Source organism: Trinickia sp., from assembly GCF_051953405.1.
Lineage (GTDB): Bacteria > Pseudomonadota > Gammaproteobacteria > Burkholderiales > Burkholderiaceae > Trinickia.
Window position 1 is genome coordinate 75,923 of the sequence record NZ_JBQCIV010000104.1, and the last position, 17,764, is coordinate 93,686.

16 protein-coding genes and 1 tRNA gene are annotated in these 17,764 nt (G+C 63.2%); 15 read left to right on the forward strand and 2 right to left on the reverse strand.

The features are described from left to right. Positions 1-51 precede the first annotated feature (51 nt). Positions 52-513 (reverse strand): helix-turn-helix domain-containing protein, encoded by a 462-nt coding sequence (locus ACTHN9_RS18320; RefSeq protein WP_440538189.1) that lies wholly within the window; start codon positions 511-513, stop codon positions 52-54. Between ACTHN9_RS18320 and ACTHN9_RS18325 the strand changes: the two genes are divergently transcribed. The 9 genes from ACTHN9_RS18325 (at position 472) to ACTHN9_RS18365 (ending at position 5,427) form a co-directional block, all read left to right on the forward strand. Continuing rightward, positions 472-795 carry a tyrosine-type recombinase/integrase gene (locus tag ACTHN9_RS18325; RefSeq protein ID WP_440538190.1) on the forward strand — a complete coding sequence of 108 codons (324 nt, stop codon included), beginning with the start codon at positions 472-474 and terminating at the stop codon, positions 793-795. The genes ACTHN9_RS18320 and ACTHN9_RS18325 overlap by 42 nt on opposite strands. 433 nt (positions 796-1,228) lie before the next feature. Continuing rightward, the gene (locus ACTHN9_RS18330) at positions 1,229-2,017 is read left to right on the forward strand and encodes a TIGR04255 family protein (RefSeq protein WP_440538191.1); all 789 of its coding nucleotides are present in this window, start codon (positions 1,229-1,231) and stop codon (positions 2,015-2,017) included. After that, positions 2,018-2,545: a hypothetical protein gene (locus ACTHN9_RS18335; protein WP_440538192.1), complete on the forward strand. Its 528-nt coding sequence runs from the start codon at positions 2,018-2,020 to the stop codon at positions 2,543-2,545. Then, entirely contained in the window at positions 2,542-3,222 is a 681-nt protein-coding gene (locus ACTHN9_RS18340) for a hypothetical protein (RefSeq protein ID WP_440538193.1), read from the forward strand. The genes ACTHN9_RS18335 and ACTHN9_RS18340 overlap by 4 nt, the downstream gene beginning before the upstream one ends. Positions 3,223-3,270: 48 nt before the next feature. Continuing rightward, positions 3,271-3,346: transfer RNA gene (locus ACTHN9_RS18345), tRNA-Arg, on the forward strand. Positions 3,347-3,665: 319 nt separating this feature from the next. Continuing rightward, positions 3,666-3,962, forward strand: coding sequence for a BrnT family toxin (locus tag ACTHN9_RS18350; protein WP_440538234.1), 297 nt, complete (start codon positions 3,666-3,668; stop codon positions 3,960-3,962). Further along, positions 3,922-4,194, forward strand: a complete 273-nt coding sequence (locus ACTHN9_RS18355; RefSeq protein ID WP_440538194.1) for a BrnA antitoxin family protein — start codon at positions 3,922-3,924, stop codon at positions 4,192-4,194. Before ACTHN9_RS18350 ends, ACTHN9_RS18355 begins: the two co-directional genes overlap by 41 nt. Positions 4,195-4,306: 112 nt before the next feature. Then, positions 4,307-4,903 carry a MarR family transcriptional regulator gene (locus ACTHN9_RS18360; protein WP_440538195.1) on the forward strand — a complete coding sequence of 199 codons (597 nt, stop codon included), beginning with the start codon at positions 4,307-4,309 and terminating at the stop codon, positions 4,901-4,903. Positions 4,904-5,103: 200 nt separating this feature from the next. Beyond that, positions 5,104-5,427 (forward strand): type II toxin-antitoxin system HicB family antitoxin, encoded by a 324-nt coding sequence (locus ACTHN9_RS18365; protein ID WP_440538196.1) that lies wholly within the window; start codon positions 5,104-5,106, stop codon positions 5,425-5,427. A gap of 58 nt (positions 5,428-5,485) precedes the next feature. Here the strand turns inward: ACTHN9_RS18365 and ACTHN9_RS18370 are convergent, their stop codons facing one another. Next, a complete protein-coding gene (locus tag ACTHN9_RS18370) occupies positions 5,486-6,754 on the reverse strand; it encodes a multidrug effflux MFS transporter (RefSeq protein WP_440538197.1) in 1,269 nt (422 codons plus the stop codon). A gap of 673 nt (positions 6,755-7,427) precedes the next feature. On the opposite strand from ACTHN9_RS18370, the gene wecB reads away from it, so the two are divergent. The 6 genes from wecB (at position 7,428) to ACTHN9_RS18400 (ending at position 17,757) form a co-directional block, all read left to right on the forward strand. After that, complete coding sequence (gene wecB / locus ACTHN9_RS18375) at positions 7,428-8,651, forward strand: non-hydrolyzing UDP-N-acetylglucosamine 2-epimerase (protein WP_440538198.1); 1,224 nt, start codon at positions 7,428-7,430, stop codon at positions 8,649-8,651. A gap of 50 nt (positions 8,652-8,701) precedes the next feature. Beyond that, on the forward strand, positions 8,702-10,954 hold the full coding sequence (locus ACTHN9_RS18380) for a hypothetical protein (RefSeq protein ID WP_440538199.1): 2,253 nt from the start codon (positions 8,702-8,704) through the stop codon (positions 10,952-10,954). A gap of 19 nt (positions 10,955-10,973) precedes the next feature. Next, the gene (locus ACTHN9_RS18385) at positions 10,974-12,671 is read left to right on the forward strand and encodes a glycosyl transferase family protein (protein WP_440538200.1); all 1,698 of its coding nucleotides are present in this window, start codon (positions 10,974-10,976) and stop codon (positions 12,669-12,671) included. Next, positions 12,668-15,442 (forward strand): NfrA family protein, encoded by a 2,775-nt coding sequence (locus ACTHN9_RS18390; RefSeq protein WP_440538201.1) that lies wholly within the window; start codon positions 12,668-12,670, stop codon positions 15,440-15,442. Before ACTHN9_RS18385 ends, ACTHN9_RS18390 begins: the two co-directional genes overlap by 4 nt. 91 nt (positions 15,443-15,533) lie before the next feature. Next, positions 15,534-16,580 (forward strand): alginate O-acetyltransferase AlgX-related protein, encoded by a 1,047-nt coding sequence (locus ACTHN9_RS18395; protein ID WP_440538202.1) that lies wholly within the window; start codon positions 15,534-15,536, stop codon positions 16,578-16,580. Positions 16,581-16,584: 4 nt separating this feature from the next. Continuing rightward, positions 16,585-17,757, forward strand: coding sequence for an alginate O-acetyltransferase AlgX-related protein (locus ACTHN9_RS18400; protein WP_440538203.1), 1,173 nt, complete (start codon positions 16,585-16,587; stop codon positions 17,755-17,757). The last annotated feature ends 7 nt before the right edge of the window (positions 17,758-17,764 follow it).

Below are 17,764 nucleotides of genomic sequence, written 5' to 3' on the forward strand. Positions count from 1 at the left end.
TATTCTGTTTTTCTTCAGCGGCTTGCGGCGCAACGGTCGCGACTACGGTCCCTACTCGAGCACCACGCCTGCCGCGATTCCCGCAGCCCGCAAGTTTCCCAAGGCACGCATCCACACTGACGCTCGATCGGCGTCCAGTTGGCTTTCTACTTCGGCCAGCGTTTCCAGTGGTGGCAGCCCCGCGATTTCCGCCATCAGCATGATGTCAGTCGCGGAGGGCTTGCCGATCCCCTTCTTCCATTCGCTGATCCGGCTCTGGCTTTTGCCGATCGTTTCTGCGACGTAGCCGAGCGAGTTGGCGGCTTCCTTCGTCTTGTCGAACTTTGTGCGTCTTGCTTTAAACACTGGTTGTAGGAAGGGCGAGATGTCGGGGCTCGAGTGGAATCGCGTCGACTTCGAACGTGCGGCATTTCGTCTGGAGTCGGAGCCACTAAGGGGAAGCGTTGGCTGATACCGCTCAATGAAATGGCGATGCGGTCGCTGCAGGACCAGCGCGACTGGGTTAAACGACACTCACCCGGTTCTCCGTGGGTCCTTCCGTCCCCATGGGCTACCGGGCGAACAAAGACCTTACAGAAAGGCTTCGTGGCCGCGTGTGCTCCTGCTGGTATCGACAATTTTTGCATTCATGACCTGCGGCATATATTTGCGTCCTGGCTAGTGATGGACGGGGTATCTCTCTACGTTGTGAAAGATCTGGTTGGGCACTCGTCTATCTCCGTGACAGAGCGCTACGCGCGCTTGTCGCATAATCTGGGGCGCATCGCGGTGACGAGCCTGTTGCCGTCGTTTTGAGCGCTACTCCATGGGGGCTGGCGGCGACGTTGATCGAGGAAGTAGGGCGGAGCCGATATGTGCAATTGTCAGCATTCAGCTCGTATGTCCTTGAAGTCGCGCTTCCACAGTCGGAACGATGGGCGTCTAGAACGTCGCCGGAGGCCCCGCTACGCGAAAGGAGCGGGGTCGGGGAACTCTGACGGTGTCGACTGGTATCCCAAAAGCTGGGGACTGTAGCTTGCGATCCAGCGATGTTCACCACATTTGAATATTGGCGAGGGCTGGACGGAGTATCCTTATACCTGGTCAAGGATTTATCTGTTCGCTTTGGGTTGCGGGGGGCTGTGCGCCTCTTCGCTGCGGGGACGCCGGGTGCTACCTGATGCGGCGGTCGCAGATACGTGGCAAAATCTACGCCGAAGTTGCGTCGTCCATTTTACAATGTGAAATCATGGCATCTACTTGGGAAGCGGACACGCTGGTCACGGCTAAATCTGGGAACGTGGACCGCTATAAGAGGAATTTCTTGCGGCAGGCTGTATGCGAGATGAGATTCCCCACGTTAATGGAGTTGGGCGGCTCGAAACCGCCGGTCAGGTTCGTGAATGCGCTGAGGCGTGACTACCCACACTTGGAGCTTGGGAACGAGCTTACGATCGGGGTGGGAACGAACCCTACCGGGGCTCACATGCACATTTTCCGATCATCCAAGCTCACTTGGACGGTTTCGCTTAAACAGAGTGCTGTATCTGTGGAGACTGTTGCGTACTCCGAATATGCCGAACTGAAGGAGCGAGTGCTGAAAGTCGTGGACGCCGCGTCGAACGTGATCGATTCTGATTTTTATACGCGGATCGGCATTCGGTACATAAACGTCGTGTCAGCGGGACAGGATGACCCAGTCGCAAAGAATTGGATCAATCCCGCCTTGACGAGTCCGCTCTTGGCTAATGCGTTTACAGGTGTGGCTGAGTACGCGGGAAAGTTGCAATTAATGGCGAAGGACGGAGGATGTTTACTTCAGCATGCGTTGCAGTTGCGACCGTCGACTCGTTCCGGGGAACCGGTAGCGCCCGATTACGTCTTGGATGTTGACGTCTTCCGGAACGAAGTCCCGGTCGATGATGTTGCTGCCGCATTGGACTCCATACATTCTCAGGCCTTCGATGTGTTTGATTGGGCATTGGATGCACCCGCGCGGGAATACCTGTCGGGCGATGTCAGTCGGTCCAAGGGGTAAATGATGAGTTATTACGTCGACGCATTTCCTCCTAGCGTGCAAGTGGCTCCAATGTGGGGTTACTCTGCGCCCTATGTAGCGAAGAGGGCAGAGCGCCCGCACGTCGAGGCAGTGACGGCTTTCGCGGATCGATTGCTGACTGCCGACCTTTTCAGCGAAACGGAAGGACCGCGCGCGCCGACGCCGATGGTGTCGGCGCAGTCGCAAGCGGCTACGCGCTACGCTGCAACCGTCACCGAGTTTGTGAAGGCCGCGCCGTTGCCTGCAGGTAACACGCAAGAGTCAAATGAGATTGAGGGCATTGCGAAACAGAGGATTCGGTTGTTAGCGGCAAAGTACGCGGGCGCGGCCGAGACGACTGAGATCGTTGCACGGTTAGAAATACTGAACCGTAGGCTGTCGGAACGTTTGCCGCGCGTTTCGCAAGATCAAGTGTCAGCTCTGGAACGTATTGGTGATCGATTGGCCGAGATGCGTGCGGCGCGAGAACAGCGGGCTCGGCGTTTGGGTTTGAATAATGGTGTATGAGCGTTTTCCAGTACCCCAAGACCAAGCATGAGCGGAAATTAGCGCCTCCGCAGTTCAAGCGTTACCAGACATACAAGCGCTATCTGCAGGCGGAATTCGTTCGCGTCTGTGTATATTGTCGACAGCCTGACAGTAGTGCTCCGAACTTGAATTTTGGGGTAGACCATTACAGACCGAAGGGACTTTCGCGTTTCGCGAGCTTAGTTTGCGATTACGCCAACCTTTTTTACTGCTGTGGTAATTGCAATAGTCGCAAGAACGACGACTGGCCGTTGGACGAACGTGCCGGTCCGTTTGTGGTGAATCCTTGTGATCACGAGATGGCGGCGCATTTGTGGTTTGATGGCGATACCGGCCGGATGGAACCTAGGACGACTAACGGTAGGCACACCGAAGAGTTGTTGCAGCTGAATGACGATGCGGTAGTTCAGTATCGCCGCAGCACGCTTAGGCTTGTGCGGCTGTGTTTGTCCGATATCGCTTCGATTCAGATGCAGCGAAAGGAGATAGGCAAAAAGCTTCGAAAGGGGCAGCTTTCGCAGGCTGATTATGATGCCGAGCACCAAGCGCTGTCACAAGACGAAGTCGACGCGACGTGCGTACTTCACGAGCTGACCGGGCAACTCCCATTACCGCCGTTAAGCAAGCCAAGGCGCGCTACGGCGTCGCATCCTTGACCGACCACCCAGAGCAGAGTGGGGATAGCGGTTAGCGCACGGTGGACCGCGTTCCACGGTAGCAGTACTGAGTACTGCCCTCCTAAGGCAGGGGTTGCTGGTTCGATCCCAGCCGGGCGCGCCATATCTGGTAAGGGTTTTGGCGGTTTCCTTACTTCCCCGTTTTCTCCCCGTACAGTGAAATTACAGTTAGCCGGCTGCAGTAAGCAGTGTTCCCGGTGATGCTGCCCCTGCTCCCTGTGGCAACTCTACGACCTCAGCGGCCGGAAGGTGCGAGTGCGCTCAGTGCATCACGCGATCGGCCGACAAATACTCGTATCCCAGAAACATCTCCATCCTGCAGCCCAGGACCGCAATGTCAAACGTCAGGCGGCCGAGCACAAAACAAGGTTCGCGTTACCGGCACACTCGGAACCGGCAGTCTAAAATTCTTGCTGCCCTAAATTATTGTAAGTACAATAAATCGCGCGGAGATCGAGTTCGACGCCTACAAACGCGACAAGACATTGACCGGACGGGCGCTGGATTTCGCGCGAGCAGCCGAGGTGTTTGCCGGGCGCCACTTCACAGTCGAGGACTCGCGTGAAGACTACGGCGAATTGCGCTATGTCACGGTCGGCAAGTTGGATGGTCGGATGGTGGTCATGGTGTGGACTCCCCGCGGCGAGGCTCGCCGCATTGTCAGCATGAGGAAGGCAAATGACCGTGAGCAAGCGCGCTACGCATACCGATTGGATTGATCCGGACGACGCGCCGGAGCTGACCGACGATTTTTTTCAACAAGCGGACGAGTACGTCGGAGACAAGCTCGTACGCCGTGGCCGCGGGCGGCCGCTAGGCAGTCACAAGACCGCGACGACAATCAGGCTCGACGACGAAGTGCTCGAGGCCTTCAAGGCGACGGGGCGGGGCTGGCAGACGCGTATGAACGCTGCACTGAAGGACTGGCTGAAGACGCATAAGCTGGCCTAAAAGGACGCGTTGGCACGGTACAGTGAATTACAGTGTGGCGGGGCCGGAATGCCGCAGATTGGCCCCCAAGTCTTGCACGTCGTAGCAAAAGAGGCTACATTTGTAGCTGAAAATGCTACATTCTCTATCGACGCTTCTTTTCAGTGATTACCGTCGGCGTGTGCTGGGGCTTTTGCTCCTCCATCCCGAGTTGCAATGCCACGTCCGCGAGATAGCGCGCCAGACGGGGACTGCGGCCGGGACGTTGCACAAAGAGCTGTCGCGTCTCGCGCAAGCCGGCCTTCTTAAGCGGACTGAACAGGGTAAGCAGGTCTACTACAGCGCCAACCGCGACTGTCCGATCTTTGAGGAACTGGCGAGCATTCTGCGCAAGACATCGGGCCTGGCGGATGTTCTGGCGCAAGCCTTGGTGCCGGTGGCTGAAAGGCTGCGGACCGCACTCATTTTCGGCTCCATTGCGAAGGGCACGGAGCAAGCCGGCAGCGACGTCGACGTGCTGTTGATCGGCGATGTTGGATTTGTCGAAATCGTACGTCTCTTCCACCCCGTTCAATCCACGCTTGGCCGCGAGATTAACCCGAAGGTTTATAGCGCCGCCGAATGGAAGATCAAACTGAGTGCCGCCGATACTTTCGCTCGCGATGTCCTCGCCAAACCCAAAATTTTCTTAATTGGAAACGATCGTGACCTTGCAGAACCTATTGGGTAAATCGCTGGCATCACCTGCGCGCGATCATTGCTCGTTGAACTCAGGAATTGGTTGTCGGGGAATCGACCTGAATTGCTTTGAGCGCTTGGCTGTAGCTTCCCACCCGGATGCGTGAACATACAAAACGATCATGGAAAGGCCAAGCCATACCAAGTTCGGCAAGTTCTCGCAGCGATCGATAGATTGCAGGAAAGAAAGCTATGGCCCAAGATCACTTCACCTACCGAGTCACGTGGTCCCCGGAGGACGGTGAGCACGTCGGCCTCTGCGCGGAATTTCCGTCTCTCTCGTGGCTCGATACCACACCGGAAGGCGCACTGGCGGGCATTCGCCAGCTTGTCATCGATGTTGTTCGAGAGATGACGGCTAATGGCGAGAAAGTACCGGGTCCCATCGCGAATCGCACGTACAGCGGCGAGTTCAAAGTCGGCATCCCGCCACAGATACATCGGGCATTAGTGCTCCAGGCACCCGAGGAAGGGGTAAGCCTGAATCGTCTTGCGAGCGCAAAACTGTGCGCTTGATACCGGTGCGGCAATCGTATCGTCCACCGAACAACTAATCGTCTCTCGCCCGAATTCGTTAAGCGGCTCCGCCGTTCCTGCGTTCCACCTCGCCGTCCTGCCGTTGTACTTCCGAGAGGTGCCGCAGCAGTTTCGTCACCATCGCAACGACGGTCATCGCAAGGATGACGAAGAATACCGCCAGCGGCAGCAGATGGCGCACCGACACGAAGCCGGCGAGGCCCATCATCGCCGATGAAACGAGCAAGAGGGCGCAGCCGAGAATCGCGCTCGTCAAGCCGGCGATATGCGGGAACAGCGAATTGCCCTTGGCCATCAACGTGGGATACATCGCACCCGCGCAAAGCCCCATCGCGAGCACCGGCACGGCCAACGTCCAGACCCGCAGGCCGATCGTCGCCGCGAGCGCGAGCATGGCGACGGACGCGGCCATCATCGTCCACGCCCCCACGCGCAAGCGCGTTTCCGCGCTCGGCAGGCGCGGGCTATGCAAGCGATTCGAGAGCCCGCCGAGGAAGTACATCATCCCGATCGCGAGCGCGAGATAGCCGAAGTAGGTCGGTTGCTTGTGCAGCGTGCTTTGCACCATGAACGGCCCGACGATATTGAACACGAGCAGAATGCTGTAGCACAGCCCCTGCGCGAGAAAGCAGCTTTGAAACACGGGGCTCGACAACACCCTCCCCGCATTCTTCATCAGCGTGCGCGGCTCCAGTCGAACCGGGGTGGGCAGTGTCTCTCGGTACCGCAAGAGAATGCCCCACATGAACAGCGAATAAACGAGCAGGAACACGAGGCACGCGCGCCAGCCGAACCAGGTTTGCAGATGCGCGCCGATGACGGGTGCGACGATCGGTGCGAGTCCCCATGCGATCGACATGTAGGTGAACGCATGCATCAAGGCTTGCCCGGCGAACGAATCGGTGATGATCGCCTTGGCCAGCAAGTTCGTCGCGGCGATACCGAAGCCTTGCAAGCAGCGCGCCAAGACGAACGTCTCGAGGTTCGGCGCGACGAGCGAAAGCGCACAGCCGACCGTGTAGACGATGAGCCCGAAGGCGAGGACGCGCTTGCGTCCGTACGCATCGGCGATCGGGCCGAAGATGAGCTGGCCGAGCGCGTAGGCAGCCATGTAGCCGGACACGCTCGATTGAATGGCCTGCGGCGACTGCCCAAAGTAGTGCGCCATCGCGGGCAAAGCCGGCACATAGATGTCGATGGCCACCTGCCCCGCGGAGGCGAACAAGCAGATCAGAAACAGCAGAAAGCGCGGCGAATTCGGTGTCCGCGCACGCGTATCGGGACGGTCGGAAAGAGTGGCAGTCATCGAGCGCATGAAGAGGCTGAGCCGGCGCCGGGAACCGCGCAGACTCGGCGGGCAGCGCCAAACGAATGCCTGCCATTGTAGTGAGTTGGGCGATTGCCTGCTTGCGGCGCACGCATCGACGCCGCCGCGCGGGCAGCTCGGCCCGCGCACCGATCAACCCGAAGCCTTGGCCCCATGCAATTGCAGTCCAAATCGGACGAAGCGATGAAAGCATCGAATATCGGCGCGATTTGCACGTGGGCCCGTGCTGCAGGCGAATGAAATCCCCGAGATGCCGACTTTCAGGTTTTCTCATTGATCGCAATACCGGCGTCCGATTATTTTCCCCGTTTTGCAAAAATCCAACGAACGTCTTCGAGGAAGGGGGGGGCGTGAAACGTTTGCGCGCGCGTTGCGCATTGAAATTTGACGTTTGTTTGCGGAAAAATTAACGATTGTTTGGACGATTTCTTCAGAAAATTAAGACAATTCCTATCCGGCGCGAACGTGCGCTGTCGCCATTCCGAGGCGATTTGGAATCGCCCGATCGATCGTCGCGTGCCAGCACCGAGCGTTAAGGCGAGACCGCGGTCGATGCCGCTTCGCAGTGCGGCACGGCTCCCTCGGTGCGAACAAGACGAGCGGCACGAACACGGCGGATTCGAATAAAAGGCATTCACGGGGAAATCACACGATGACATTGAAGATCTTGTCCGTTTTCGGCACACGTCCCGAGGCGATTAAGATGGCGCCCGTCGTCAAAGCGCTCGAAGACGCACCCGGCCTCGAATCTATCGTTTGCGTCAGCGGCCAGCATCGTTCGATGCTCGAGCAAGTGCTGGCATTATTCGATATTCGCCCGCGATACGATCTCGCGCTGATGACGGCCAATCAAACGCTCAACGGTCTCGCATCGCGGTTGATCTTCTCGTTCGACGACGTGCTCGCGCAGGAGCGTCCCGACTACGTGCTCGTCCACGGCGATACGACGACCGCTTGTGCCGCCGCATTGGCCGCATTTCACCGCCGCGTCCGCGTCGGTCACGTCGAAGCCGGTTTGCGCACGGGCGATCTGTCGAGCCCGTGGCCCGAGGAGATGAATCGGCGCGTCATCGATGCGATCAGCGACATCATGTTCGCGCCCACCGAGAGCGCGAAAGCCAATTTGACGGCCGAGGCCCTGCAGGGCCGGATCGTCGTGACGGGCAACACCGTCATCGATGCGCTTTATGCGACGACGGCCCGTATCGATGCCGACGCGTCGCTGCGCGCGAAGCTCGACGCGCAGTTGCCCCCGCTCGACGACGCCAAGCCGGTCGTGCTCGTGACCGGGCATCGCCGCGAGAGCTTCGGCGACGGCTTCGCGGCCATCTGCGCCGCACTCGACGAACTTGCCCGCAGCGGCGACGTGCAGATCGTCTATCCCGTCCATCTGAACCCGAACGTGCGGGCGCCCGTCCGTGCCCGGATCGGCAATGCGCCGGGCGTGCACTTGATCGAGCCGCTCGACTATCTCGGCTTCGTGCGGCTCATGCAGCGCGCCACGATTGTCCTGACCGATTCGGGCGGTGTCCAGGAGGAAGCGCCCGCGCTCGGCAAGCCCGTGCTCGTCATGCGCGATGTCACCGAACGCCCCGAAGCACTCGAGGCCGGCGCGGTCAGCCTCGTCGGCACGCGCACCGAGTCGATCGTCGACGGCGTGCGCGCCCTGCTCGCGCAGCGCGCGACGGGCGTCGCCCCGCGCGGACCGATCAGCCCCTATGGCGACGGTCTCGCGGCGGAGCGCATCGTCGCCGCGCTCAAGGGCCAGCCGCTCAACGAGTTTTGCAGCACGGTGCGACCGCACGCGATCGACCTGCCGACGTGCGCGGCCCATCCCCGCCAGGCGGCGCTACCCGACTCGGTCCAACAAGCCTGAGCCGTTTCGCCCGACGCGCGCCCACTCATCCCTCTTTCGAGCCTCGTTTCATGACGTTTTCCCGTCGACTCTTCGCCTCCCGTCGCCTCGCCGGCGCCGCTTGCTGCGCCTTCGTCAGTGCTGCGCTGCTGCCCACGAGCGCTCGTGCGAGCGCGCCCGGCGATGCGCTGCGCCAGTTCGGCGCCGCCACCAATCTCACCCGCAGCATCGCGCTCGCCGACCTCGGCATTACCGAGCCGGTCGTGCTGACCGGCAACGCGAGCCAAGATTTCTATCTGCCGGTGCCGAAGAATCTCTCGCTCGCCGATGCCGCGATCGCGATGGACGCGCGCTATCTGAAGGGGCAACCGGGCTCGGCGTCGGTCGTGCTTTCCGTCGACAACCAGCCCGTGGTCTCGCAATCCTTGGCCGACGGCGACGGTGTGCTGCAGCGCGCGCTCGCCGTCGCGCCGCGCCCTCGCGACACGGGATTCGTGCGGCTTTCCGTGAATCTGCAATCGAACACCGGCACGCGCCATTGCGAAATCGATCGCTCCGCCGGGAACTCGGTCGTCGTTTCGCCGCAGACGCGCCTAACCTACCATGTCGACGCGGGTGCCATCGCTTCGCTCGACGATGCATGGAACACCTTGCCGGGCGAGCCCGTTGTGCTCGTCTCGGGGGCGAAGCTCGATGCTTCCGCCTATGACAGCGCATGGCGTCTCGGCGTAGCGCTCGAACATGGCGGCAAGCGCGTTTCGGTGCGCGCGCTGCCGAGCGTCGGTGCGACGGTCGACACGCGCGGCATCGCCGTGCCGGCGAGTCTCGCGGCGATTCCGGCGTTCGCCGCATTGCGCGATAACTCGGCCACCCACCGCCTCGCGAACGAAGCCGAACTGGGCGCACTCGTGGTCCTCGGCGCGCCGGCGGCAAACGGCGATATCGTGGTGGCCGACAACGCGTTGCGTACGCGCTTGGCCGGCGCCCTCGACGCGCTGGCCGCTCAACTCGCCGGCGACGCCGACGCGAGTGCGGCGCTGCGCGACTGGCGCGCGCGCCATGCCACGCTCGCCGACATCTCGCTCGGCTCGCATCAGATCCGCCTGGCCCCGCTCGGCGCCCACACCGTTATTGCGGTCGCCGCCGATGCGGGTGCGCAGGCCGCGGGCCTGTTCGACAATACGTTGCGCCGCACGCTGACGACCGACAACCTAGTCGCGCCGATTGCCCAGCCCGACGCGCGCGACAGCGGTTCCGTCGTGCGGCTGTCGAGCCTCGGCGGCTCCGCCCAGAGTTTCGACGTGCTCGCCCGAGGCGATTGGACGGTGAGCTTTCCGCTCGCATCCGCTGCCGCCGACTCGCGCATGCCCTCGAAGATCGTGCTCTATCTGGCGGCCGCGCCCGGACCGTCGTCGTCGCATCCGGTGGCGACCGTCTACTGGAACGGCGTCCTGCTGGCCGCCAAGCAGCTCGCGGCCGACGGCCAGCCCGAGCAGCTCACGGCGCGCGTGCCGGGCTATGTCTTGGGCGAAAGCAACACGTTGCGCGTGTCGGTGCAACGTCAGCCGTATTCGGCGGACTGCAACGAGATTCCGCAGGCCTATCCCGTGAACGTGCTGCCCTCGCTCAGCTATATCGTGCCGGGCGATGCGGAGCCGGACGGCACCTTCGTCGGTTTGCTGCCGCTCTTGGCGGGCGGTTCGCAGTTGATCGTGCCGCCGCGCTATCTGCAAGCCGCGCCCGACACGCTCGAGCGCGTGATCGCCATCGCGTCGGCAAGCGGCCTGTCGCCCACGCAAGCCGAGCTGACGCTCGCGCCGGCGGATGGCGCCGTCAAGCCGGCGAAGCCGTTCCTCGCCATGGAGGTCGACGTCGATGGGGCCGACCCCTCCGCTCGCGTGACGGATGGTACGCGTTTGCAGATCAACGGTAAGCGCGCGGCCTGGCTCGACGTGACGGGCCTTAAACGACTCTCGACGGCCGAAGTGGTGCGCTCGCATGGCGAGAACGGTGTGCTGTGGTATGCGATCGGCGCGCAAGGCGCGGCGGCGAGCAACCAAGCCGGCTCAACGCGGCCGACCCAACCGTTCCTGCTCAACCGCGGGAATCTGGCGATCATCGGCGAGACGGGGCCGCTTGCCTGGCTCGATAGCAGCAACCCCGACGCCAGCTTGCCGCCGGGCGCAGGCGAAAGCGCGCTCTACGAGTGGCGCCGTTATGTCTCGTGGGGCGTGCCGCTCGTGGGCCTCGCACTGCTCGCGTTCGTCATGCTGATGATCGTCGCCGCCCGCGCGCGCCGTAAGCGCAACAGCGGTCAGAAGTAACAGCGAGCGCGCAAGCGGCATGTTCTCGTCACTCTACTGGCCTTATCTGATCGCCGACTACTATCACGGGCTCGAAATCGCGAGCGCCGTGGTAGGCGTCGTCATCTTGCTCTCGAGTCTCGACGATCTGTTCGTCGACACCTGGTACTGGGTGCGTCAGATCTGGCGTTCGCTCACCGTGTGGCGCCGCCATACGCCGTTGCAGGCCGCACAACTGCGCGCGGTGCCGGAGCAGCCGCTCGCGATCATGGTGCCCGCTTGGCTCGAATACGACGTGATCGCCCCCATGCTCGAAAGCATGGTGGGCACGCTCGAGTACAAGAACTACATGATCTTCGTGGGCACGTATCGCAACGACGAGCGCACGCGCAACGAAGTCGAACGCATGCGTCGCCGCTACCGCCAACTCGTGCGCGTGGAAGTGCCGCACGACGGCCCGACCTGCAAGGCCGATTGCCTGAACTGGATCGTGCAGGCCATCTTCCGGCAAAACGCGCAGCAGGCCGAGCCGTTCGCGGGCGTCATCCTGCACGACAGCGAAGACGTGCTGCACCCGCTCGAACTCAAGTACTACAACTATCTGCTGCCGCGCATGGATTTCATCCAGTTGCCCGTCACCTCGCTCGAACGCGAATGGTACGAACTGGTGGCAGGCAGCTACATGGACGAATTCGCGGAGTGGCACACGAAGGATCTCGTGGTGCGAGAGAGCCTGTCGAAGATGGTGCCTTCCGCGGGCGTGGGCACGTGTTTCTCGAACCGCGCGCTCCAACTGCTGGCCGAGCAGACGCAGAACCAGCCCTTCAATACCGATACGCTCACCGAAGACTACGACATCGGCGCACGGCTGGCGCGCAGCGGTTTGCGCCAGATCTTCGGCAAGTTCACGGTGGAGTACGTGACGCGACGCACGTCCTTCTTCGGTCTCGGGAAGGAAAAGATCTCGACGATCTCGATGCCGCTCGGCATTCGCGAGTACTTCCCGAATACGTTCCGCACCGCTTATCGGCAAAAGGCGCGCTGGACGCTCGGCATCGGCCTGCAGGGTTGGCAGCAAGTGGGCTGGCACGGCTCGCTCGGCGTGAAGTATTTGCTGTTTCGCGATCGCAAGGGACTCGCGACCTCGTTCGTCGCCATCATCGCGTACCTGCTGCTGCTGAATTTTCTCGCGTTCTGGGCCGCCGACCGGATGGGCTGGTGGTCGATCTACTACCCGTCGGTTTTCTCGCCGAACGGCTGGATCGCCACGCTGATGGGCCTTAATTCGTTCGCGCTCGCCTTGCGCATTTTGCAGCGCAGCTACTTCGTGTGGCAGATGTACGGCTGGGAGCACGCGGTGCTGGCGGTGCCGCGCATGATCGTCGGCAACTTCATCAATGCGATGGCCGCCGCGCGCGCGTGGCGCCTGTTCATCGTGCATCTCGCGACGGGCAAGCGGCTCGTGTGGGACAAGACGATGCACGACTTTCCCTCCACCGATCAGCTCACGCAGCAGCGCCAGCGGTTGGGCGAATTGCTGTTGTCTTGGCAGGCTATCGACGAAACGCGTCTGTCGTTCGCCGTCGATTTGCAGGCCAAGGAACACAAGCCGCTCGGCCAGATTCTGCTCGAGCAAGGTTGGCTCGATGAAGCCACGCTGCATGAAGCCCTTTCGTTCCAAGAAGGCGGGGCGATACCGGCGCCGGCCGAGCCGCCGATCGAACTCAAAACCACATGACGCATCTCGTTCGTCCCCTCCTGCTCGGCGCGGTGCTCGCTTGCGGCGCCGGTTTCGCTTCCTCGTTCGCTTTGGCGTCGTACGCGGCCGAGCCGCCTTCGCACAAGACGGCCGTGGAAGCGCCGCTTCAAGGCGAGGCCTGGCGCGCCGCGAATCAGGCCTATGCCAGCTATCGCGCGGAGCGCTTCGCGCAGGCGGCCGCTCAGGCCGAGAGCGCGGTGCGGCTGCGGCCCGACGTCTTGCGTCTGCGGATGTTGCTGATCTTCTCGCTGCAAAAGGCCGGCAAGCTGGATGCGGCGCAAGCCGCGGCCGACGAGGCGATCAAGGCCGGCTTCGATTCGCCGGCGCTACGCGAAGCGAAGGCGAATCTGCGCCCGGCGCCGGGCGGTACCGGCAATCCGGCGAGCGCGGCCTGGCGTAAGGGTTTTCCGATTGCGACGCAGGCGTATACCGACTTCAACGCCAAGGAATACGCTGCGAGCGCGCAGCATGCGGAGGCGGCGCTGCGCATCGATCCGACGCAGGGCGCGTGGGCGATGCTATGGCTCGACGCGCTCGAAGCGCAGGGCAAGTACTTCGATGCGGCCAAGGCCGCCGACACCGCGCTCTCGCTCGGTGCGCCGAACCGACACGATTTGATTGCGCGACGTCAGACGCTCAAGCGTCGCATGGCCATCGTTCCAGCGCAAAAAGGCTATCAGGCGCTGATCGCCAACGATCCGCACGCCGCGATTCCGTTCGCGCGCGAAGCGGTTTCGCTCGCGCCCGACATCGACAGCCACCGATTGCTGCTGATGACCTCGCTCATGCTCGACAATCAGTTGAGTGCCGCCGAGGACGCCGCCACGGATGCGCTCGCGCAGGACGACGGCAACACGGTCGCGCTCGTCATGCGCGCCTATCTGCGCGAGCGCCAGGGCAAGACGGCGCAGGCCGATGCCGACTTCGACGCGGCACTCAAGCAGGACTGGCTGGACGACGGGCAGCGCAAGAACATTCGCCTCATCGCGGCCGATGCGGCGCTCGCTGCCGGCGATTCGAAGCGCGTCGCGGCGCTCGTCGCGCCGCTCGATCGGAACGATAAGGCCGTCGAGCGCCGGCTTCGCGCGGCGAAAGAGGCGCACCGCCCGGCATCGCTCACGCTCGCCAGCTATCCCGCCCCGGTGCAGGACTGCCACGACACGCCCTACGGCACCTCGTGCGAGCTGTTGCCCTCCGATGCCGCGGGCGCGGGCGGTGCGAGCGCGCAAGCGTTCGCCGCCTATGCGCGGGGCGAGTACGCCGATGCGATCGCGAAAGCCCGCAAGGCCGCGGCCGACGATCCCAAAGATCCGGCGCTGCAACGGTTGCTGACCACGGCGCTGTCCGCGGGCAACGCGGCGCAGATGAAGGAAGCCGAGCAGCGCTTGAACGACGCGCTCGCGCGCTCGCCGAACGACGCTTCGTTGCTCATGCAGCGCGGCTATCTGTATCAGCGCGAAAACGAGCCGGCCAAAGCGGTGGCCGATTTCCGCGCGGCCCGTGCGACGGGCGACGCCCCGCCGACATCGATGCTCGACGAAGGCTACGCACTCGCCAATGCGGGCGATAAGCGCGGCGCCGTCGATACGCTGAAGCACGCCATCGATATGAACGATGCCGGCAAACTGGCGCTCACGCCCGAGCAGCGATTCGATACGCGCAGCTCGATCGGCGGGCTCTCGCGCGAATGGGGCGCGACGGTGTCGGCGGGGTATCGCGGCGCGCGGCCGGCCGGGGCGGGGCTCGGCGGCGCGGCGGTGACCGTGCCCGGCGATGCGGTGTTCGGCTCGGCCGAGGTGTTCTGGCGCCCGTCGATGCTCCTCAATTCGACGACGCGCGTGTTCGAGGTCTACGGCCGGCTCACGCAGACGCTCGCCAACGGTGCGGGCGAAACGCCGGCGCAGACCGTGCTCGATCCGTGTACGAACACGCCGGTGAACGTGAACGAGAGCGTCAACAACGGGCTGTCGGGTATTCCGACGACGACGGGCTCGCTCGGCATCCGCTTTACGCCGTCGACACAATACGGCCTGACGTTCGGTCTCGAACGTCAATTCAACCTCGGTTCGGCCACGCGCTCGGGCACGGTGACGCCCGCATCGAATTCGATGCGCTGCCGCCTGAGCGGCCGCGATCCGTCCAATCCGAACGGCCCGGCGCTCGGCAATCCGCGCACGGCCAATTATCTGGCGCGGGCGGGCAACGGCGGTTGGCTCTCGTACATGACCTATGGCTACTATCAAGGCACGACGCTGCGCTTGGATAAGCCGAGCTGGCTCACGATCGAAGGCTACATGCAGGCCGGCTACTCGTGGCAAGACATGCCGTCCCAGTTCTGGTTCACGGATCAAACCACCGGCGCCCAGACGGCGCGCACGTCGGGACGATACAAGCGCGATCAGCTCTTCGCCGCATACGAGCTGCGCGTGGGCCGCAGTTTCCGCGCCGACTTCGCAAGCGAGCGCCTCGTGGTCTTTCCTTATGGCGTCGTCGGCGGCGACTTCCTCAAGGAGAACGACCGCGTGGAAGCGCCGGCTTTGGGTAGCGGCTCGACACCGTTGCTCGGCAACGGTTCGGATTGGTCGATGGGGGCGGGTGTCGGGTTGAATCTTCGCTACTGGTTCCGCGAGGACCATTACGATGCGCCGCGTTCGTATATCGATTGGGCAACGCAATATCGCTTCAACGTGGGCGGCGGCCAGAAGGACCGCTCCAAAGGCTTGTTCATGACGGTGACGCTGTCGTACTGATGGGCGTGCGCCTTTGCGCCGGCGTGTGCCGGCATGCGCCGGTTCGCTGGGGTTCGAGTTCGTTCGAGATCGTTCGTTTAGGAGTCGTAGGATGAAGCAGGGATTGTTCGCACGTGCGCCGTTCGCGCAGACGATGCGCCGCATCGCTCAGGGTGCTGCCCTATGCGCCGCGGCGCTAGGCATGGTCGCCGCGACGGGTGCGGCGACGGCACTGACGAGCACGCGCGCGAGCGCGCAGGAGGCCTCGTCGATCGTCATCAAGGGCAAGGACGGCTGGCTGTTTCCGGGCTGGGGCAGTCTCACGACCGTCGACATGCGCGGTATCGACGCCGATACGCGTCTCATTGCGCAGGCGCGCGACCTGTTCGCCGCGCGGGGGATCAAGCTCGAGGTGCTCCTGCTGCCCGACAAGACGCGCTTTTATCAGGACAAGCTGCCCGATGGCCGCGCGCTGAGCCACGACGTGCAGGCGCGCTACGCCACGATTCTCGGCAAGCTGACGCAAGCCGGTATCTCGACCTTCGACGACGAAGCCGTGCTGCGCAAGCTGCGCGACGCGGGCGAGCAGGTCTTTTACCGCACCGACCAGCACTGGACACAGGTAGCCGCCGATGCGACGGCCGACGCCACCGCGCGGATGATCGCGCACGACGTGCCGAAGCTCGACGGCCAGGCCGGCACGGGCATGCCGCTCGGCACGCTATTCAACGAACGCCGCTACGGCGACTTGGCCGAGCTGTTCCTGACCGCCGACGAGAAGAAGCAGGTGGGCCGCGAAGTGTATTCGGTGCGCCGTCAGGCCGAAGGTCAAAGCCTGATCGACGACGCGCCGGCGCCGGTGCATGTGACGGGCCACAGTATGGTGCAGCCGTACTTCGGCTTCCCGCAGAAGCTCTCGAACCTGATCGATCGCCCGGTTTCCGTGAACTGGAAGCCGGGCAACGTCGGCCAGTGGATCATGTTGCTCGAGTACGTCGAATCGCCCGAGTTCAAGGCGCACAAACCGCAAGTCCTCGTGTGGCAGATGTTCGAGCCGACTTATTCGCAAGGCCCCGACGCTTCGGGGCTGTGGGACAACGCGTCGATCATGTCGACCGATACGTGGGTCTCGCGTCTGAAGGCCGCACTCGGGAATTGACGACGTGACGCCACAGAATCAAGACCACCGCTTCGGACACCGGCTTAGCGCGCTGGTGTCGGTCGTGCTGCTCGTCGCCGGCTTCGGCTGGGCCGTGTGGTCGCTCGCGCATGCCAAGCTCGACGCGCAGGCCCTGCGCCTGCCTGCGTGGCTGGACGGCGCGGCGGGCAAGGCGCTCGGCAAGTCGTTGCATCTGCCCGCTCAGGACGCGATCGAAACGGCCAGTGCCGCCGTGCGTTATCGCGTGCTAGGCGATCTAGGCGATCAAACGGCGCTCGGCTGCCCGCAGTGGATGTTTTATCGCGATGGGCTGCGTCCGCAGCCGGGCGTGCAGGCCGACATAGTGCGCGACCGTATTCGGTTGATGCGGTACTGGACCGGCGAGTTGCGTGCGCGGCATATCGCGGTGCTCGTCGTGGCGGTGCCGGACAAGTCGCGTATCGAGGCCGCGCATTTGTGCGGCCGGGCGGCGTCGCAAGCGATGCAACAACGGCTCGATGCGTGGCAAGACGCGCTGCGCGCGGACGGCGTGCCGTTCGTCGATCTGCGCCCGACGCTGGAAGGCCATACCGAGCCGATGTTTTTCCGCACCGACGTGCATATGAACGCCGATGGCGCGCGCGCGGCGGCCACGGCTGTCGCCCAGGCCGCGTTGCCGCTGCTCGGCGACCGCAAGGGCACGCAGACGTTCTCGATCGGCGAACCGGGGGCACCGCGCGTTCGCATGGGCGATCTGCTTGTGCTGTCGGGATTGGAGCGCGCGCCGCGCGGCTGGCGCCCCGAACTCGAGCGCGTGCCGCCGCAGACCATCGAACCGGTGCGCTCGGGCGGCTTGCTCGACGCGACGCCGCCTGTCGAAGTGCTGCTCGCCGGCAGCTCCAACGGCCGACGCAGCAACTTCGCCCCATGGCTCGGCATCGGGCTGGGCCGCGAGGTCTGGAACCTGAGCATGGACGGCGGGCAATTTAGCGGCGCACTCGTCGCGGCACTGCGCGAGCGCAACCAATGGCCGAGTTCGCTCAAGCTCGTGATCTGGGAGTTCTCCGAGAACGCGCTATCGCTGCCGCTCACCGACGACGAAAAGGCCGTGCTCGCGCACCTGCCTCCTACGCAAGCTGTCCCGCAGGCGCCCTCGGCCGCCGCATCGGCGGCGCAAGCGCGCGCCCCTTCTGCTTGAGATAGAC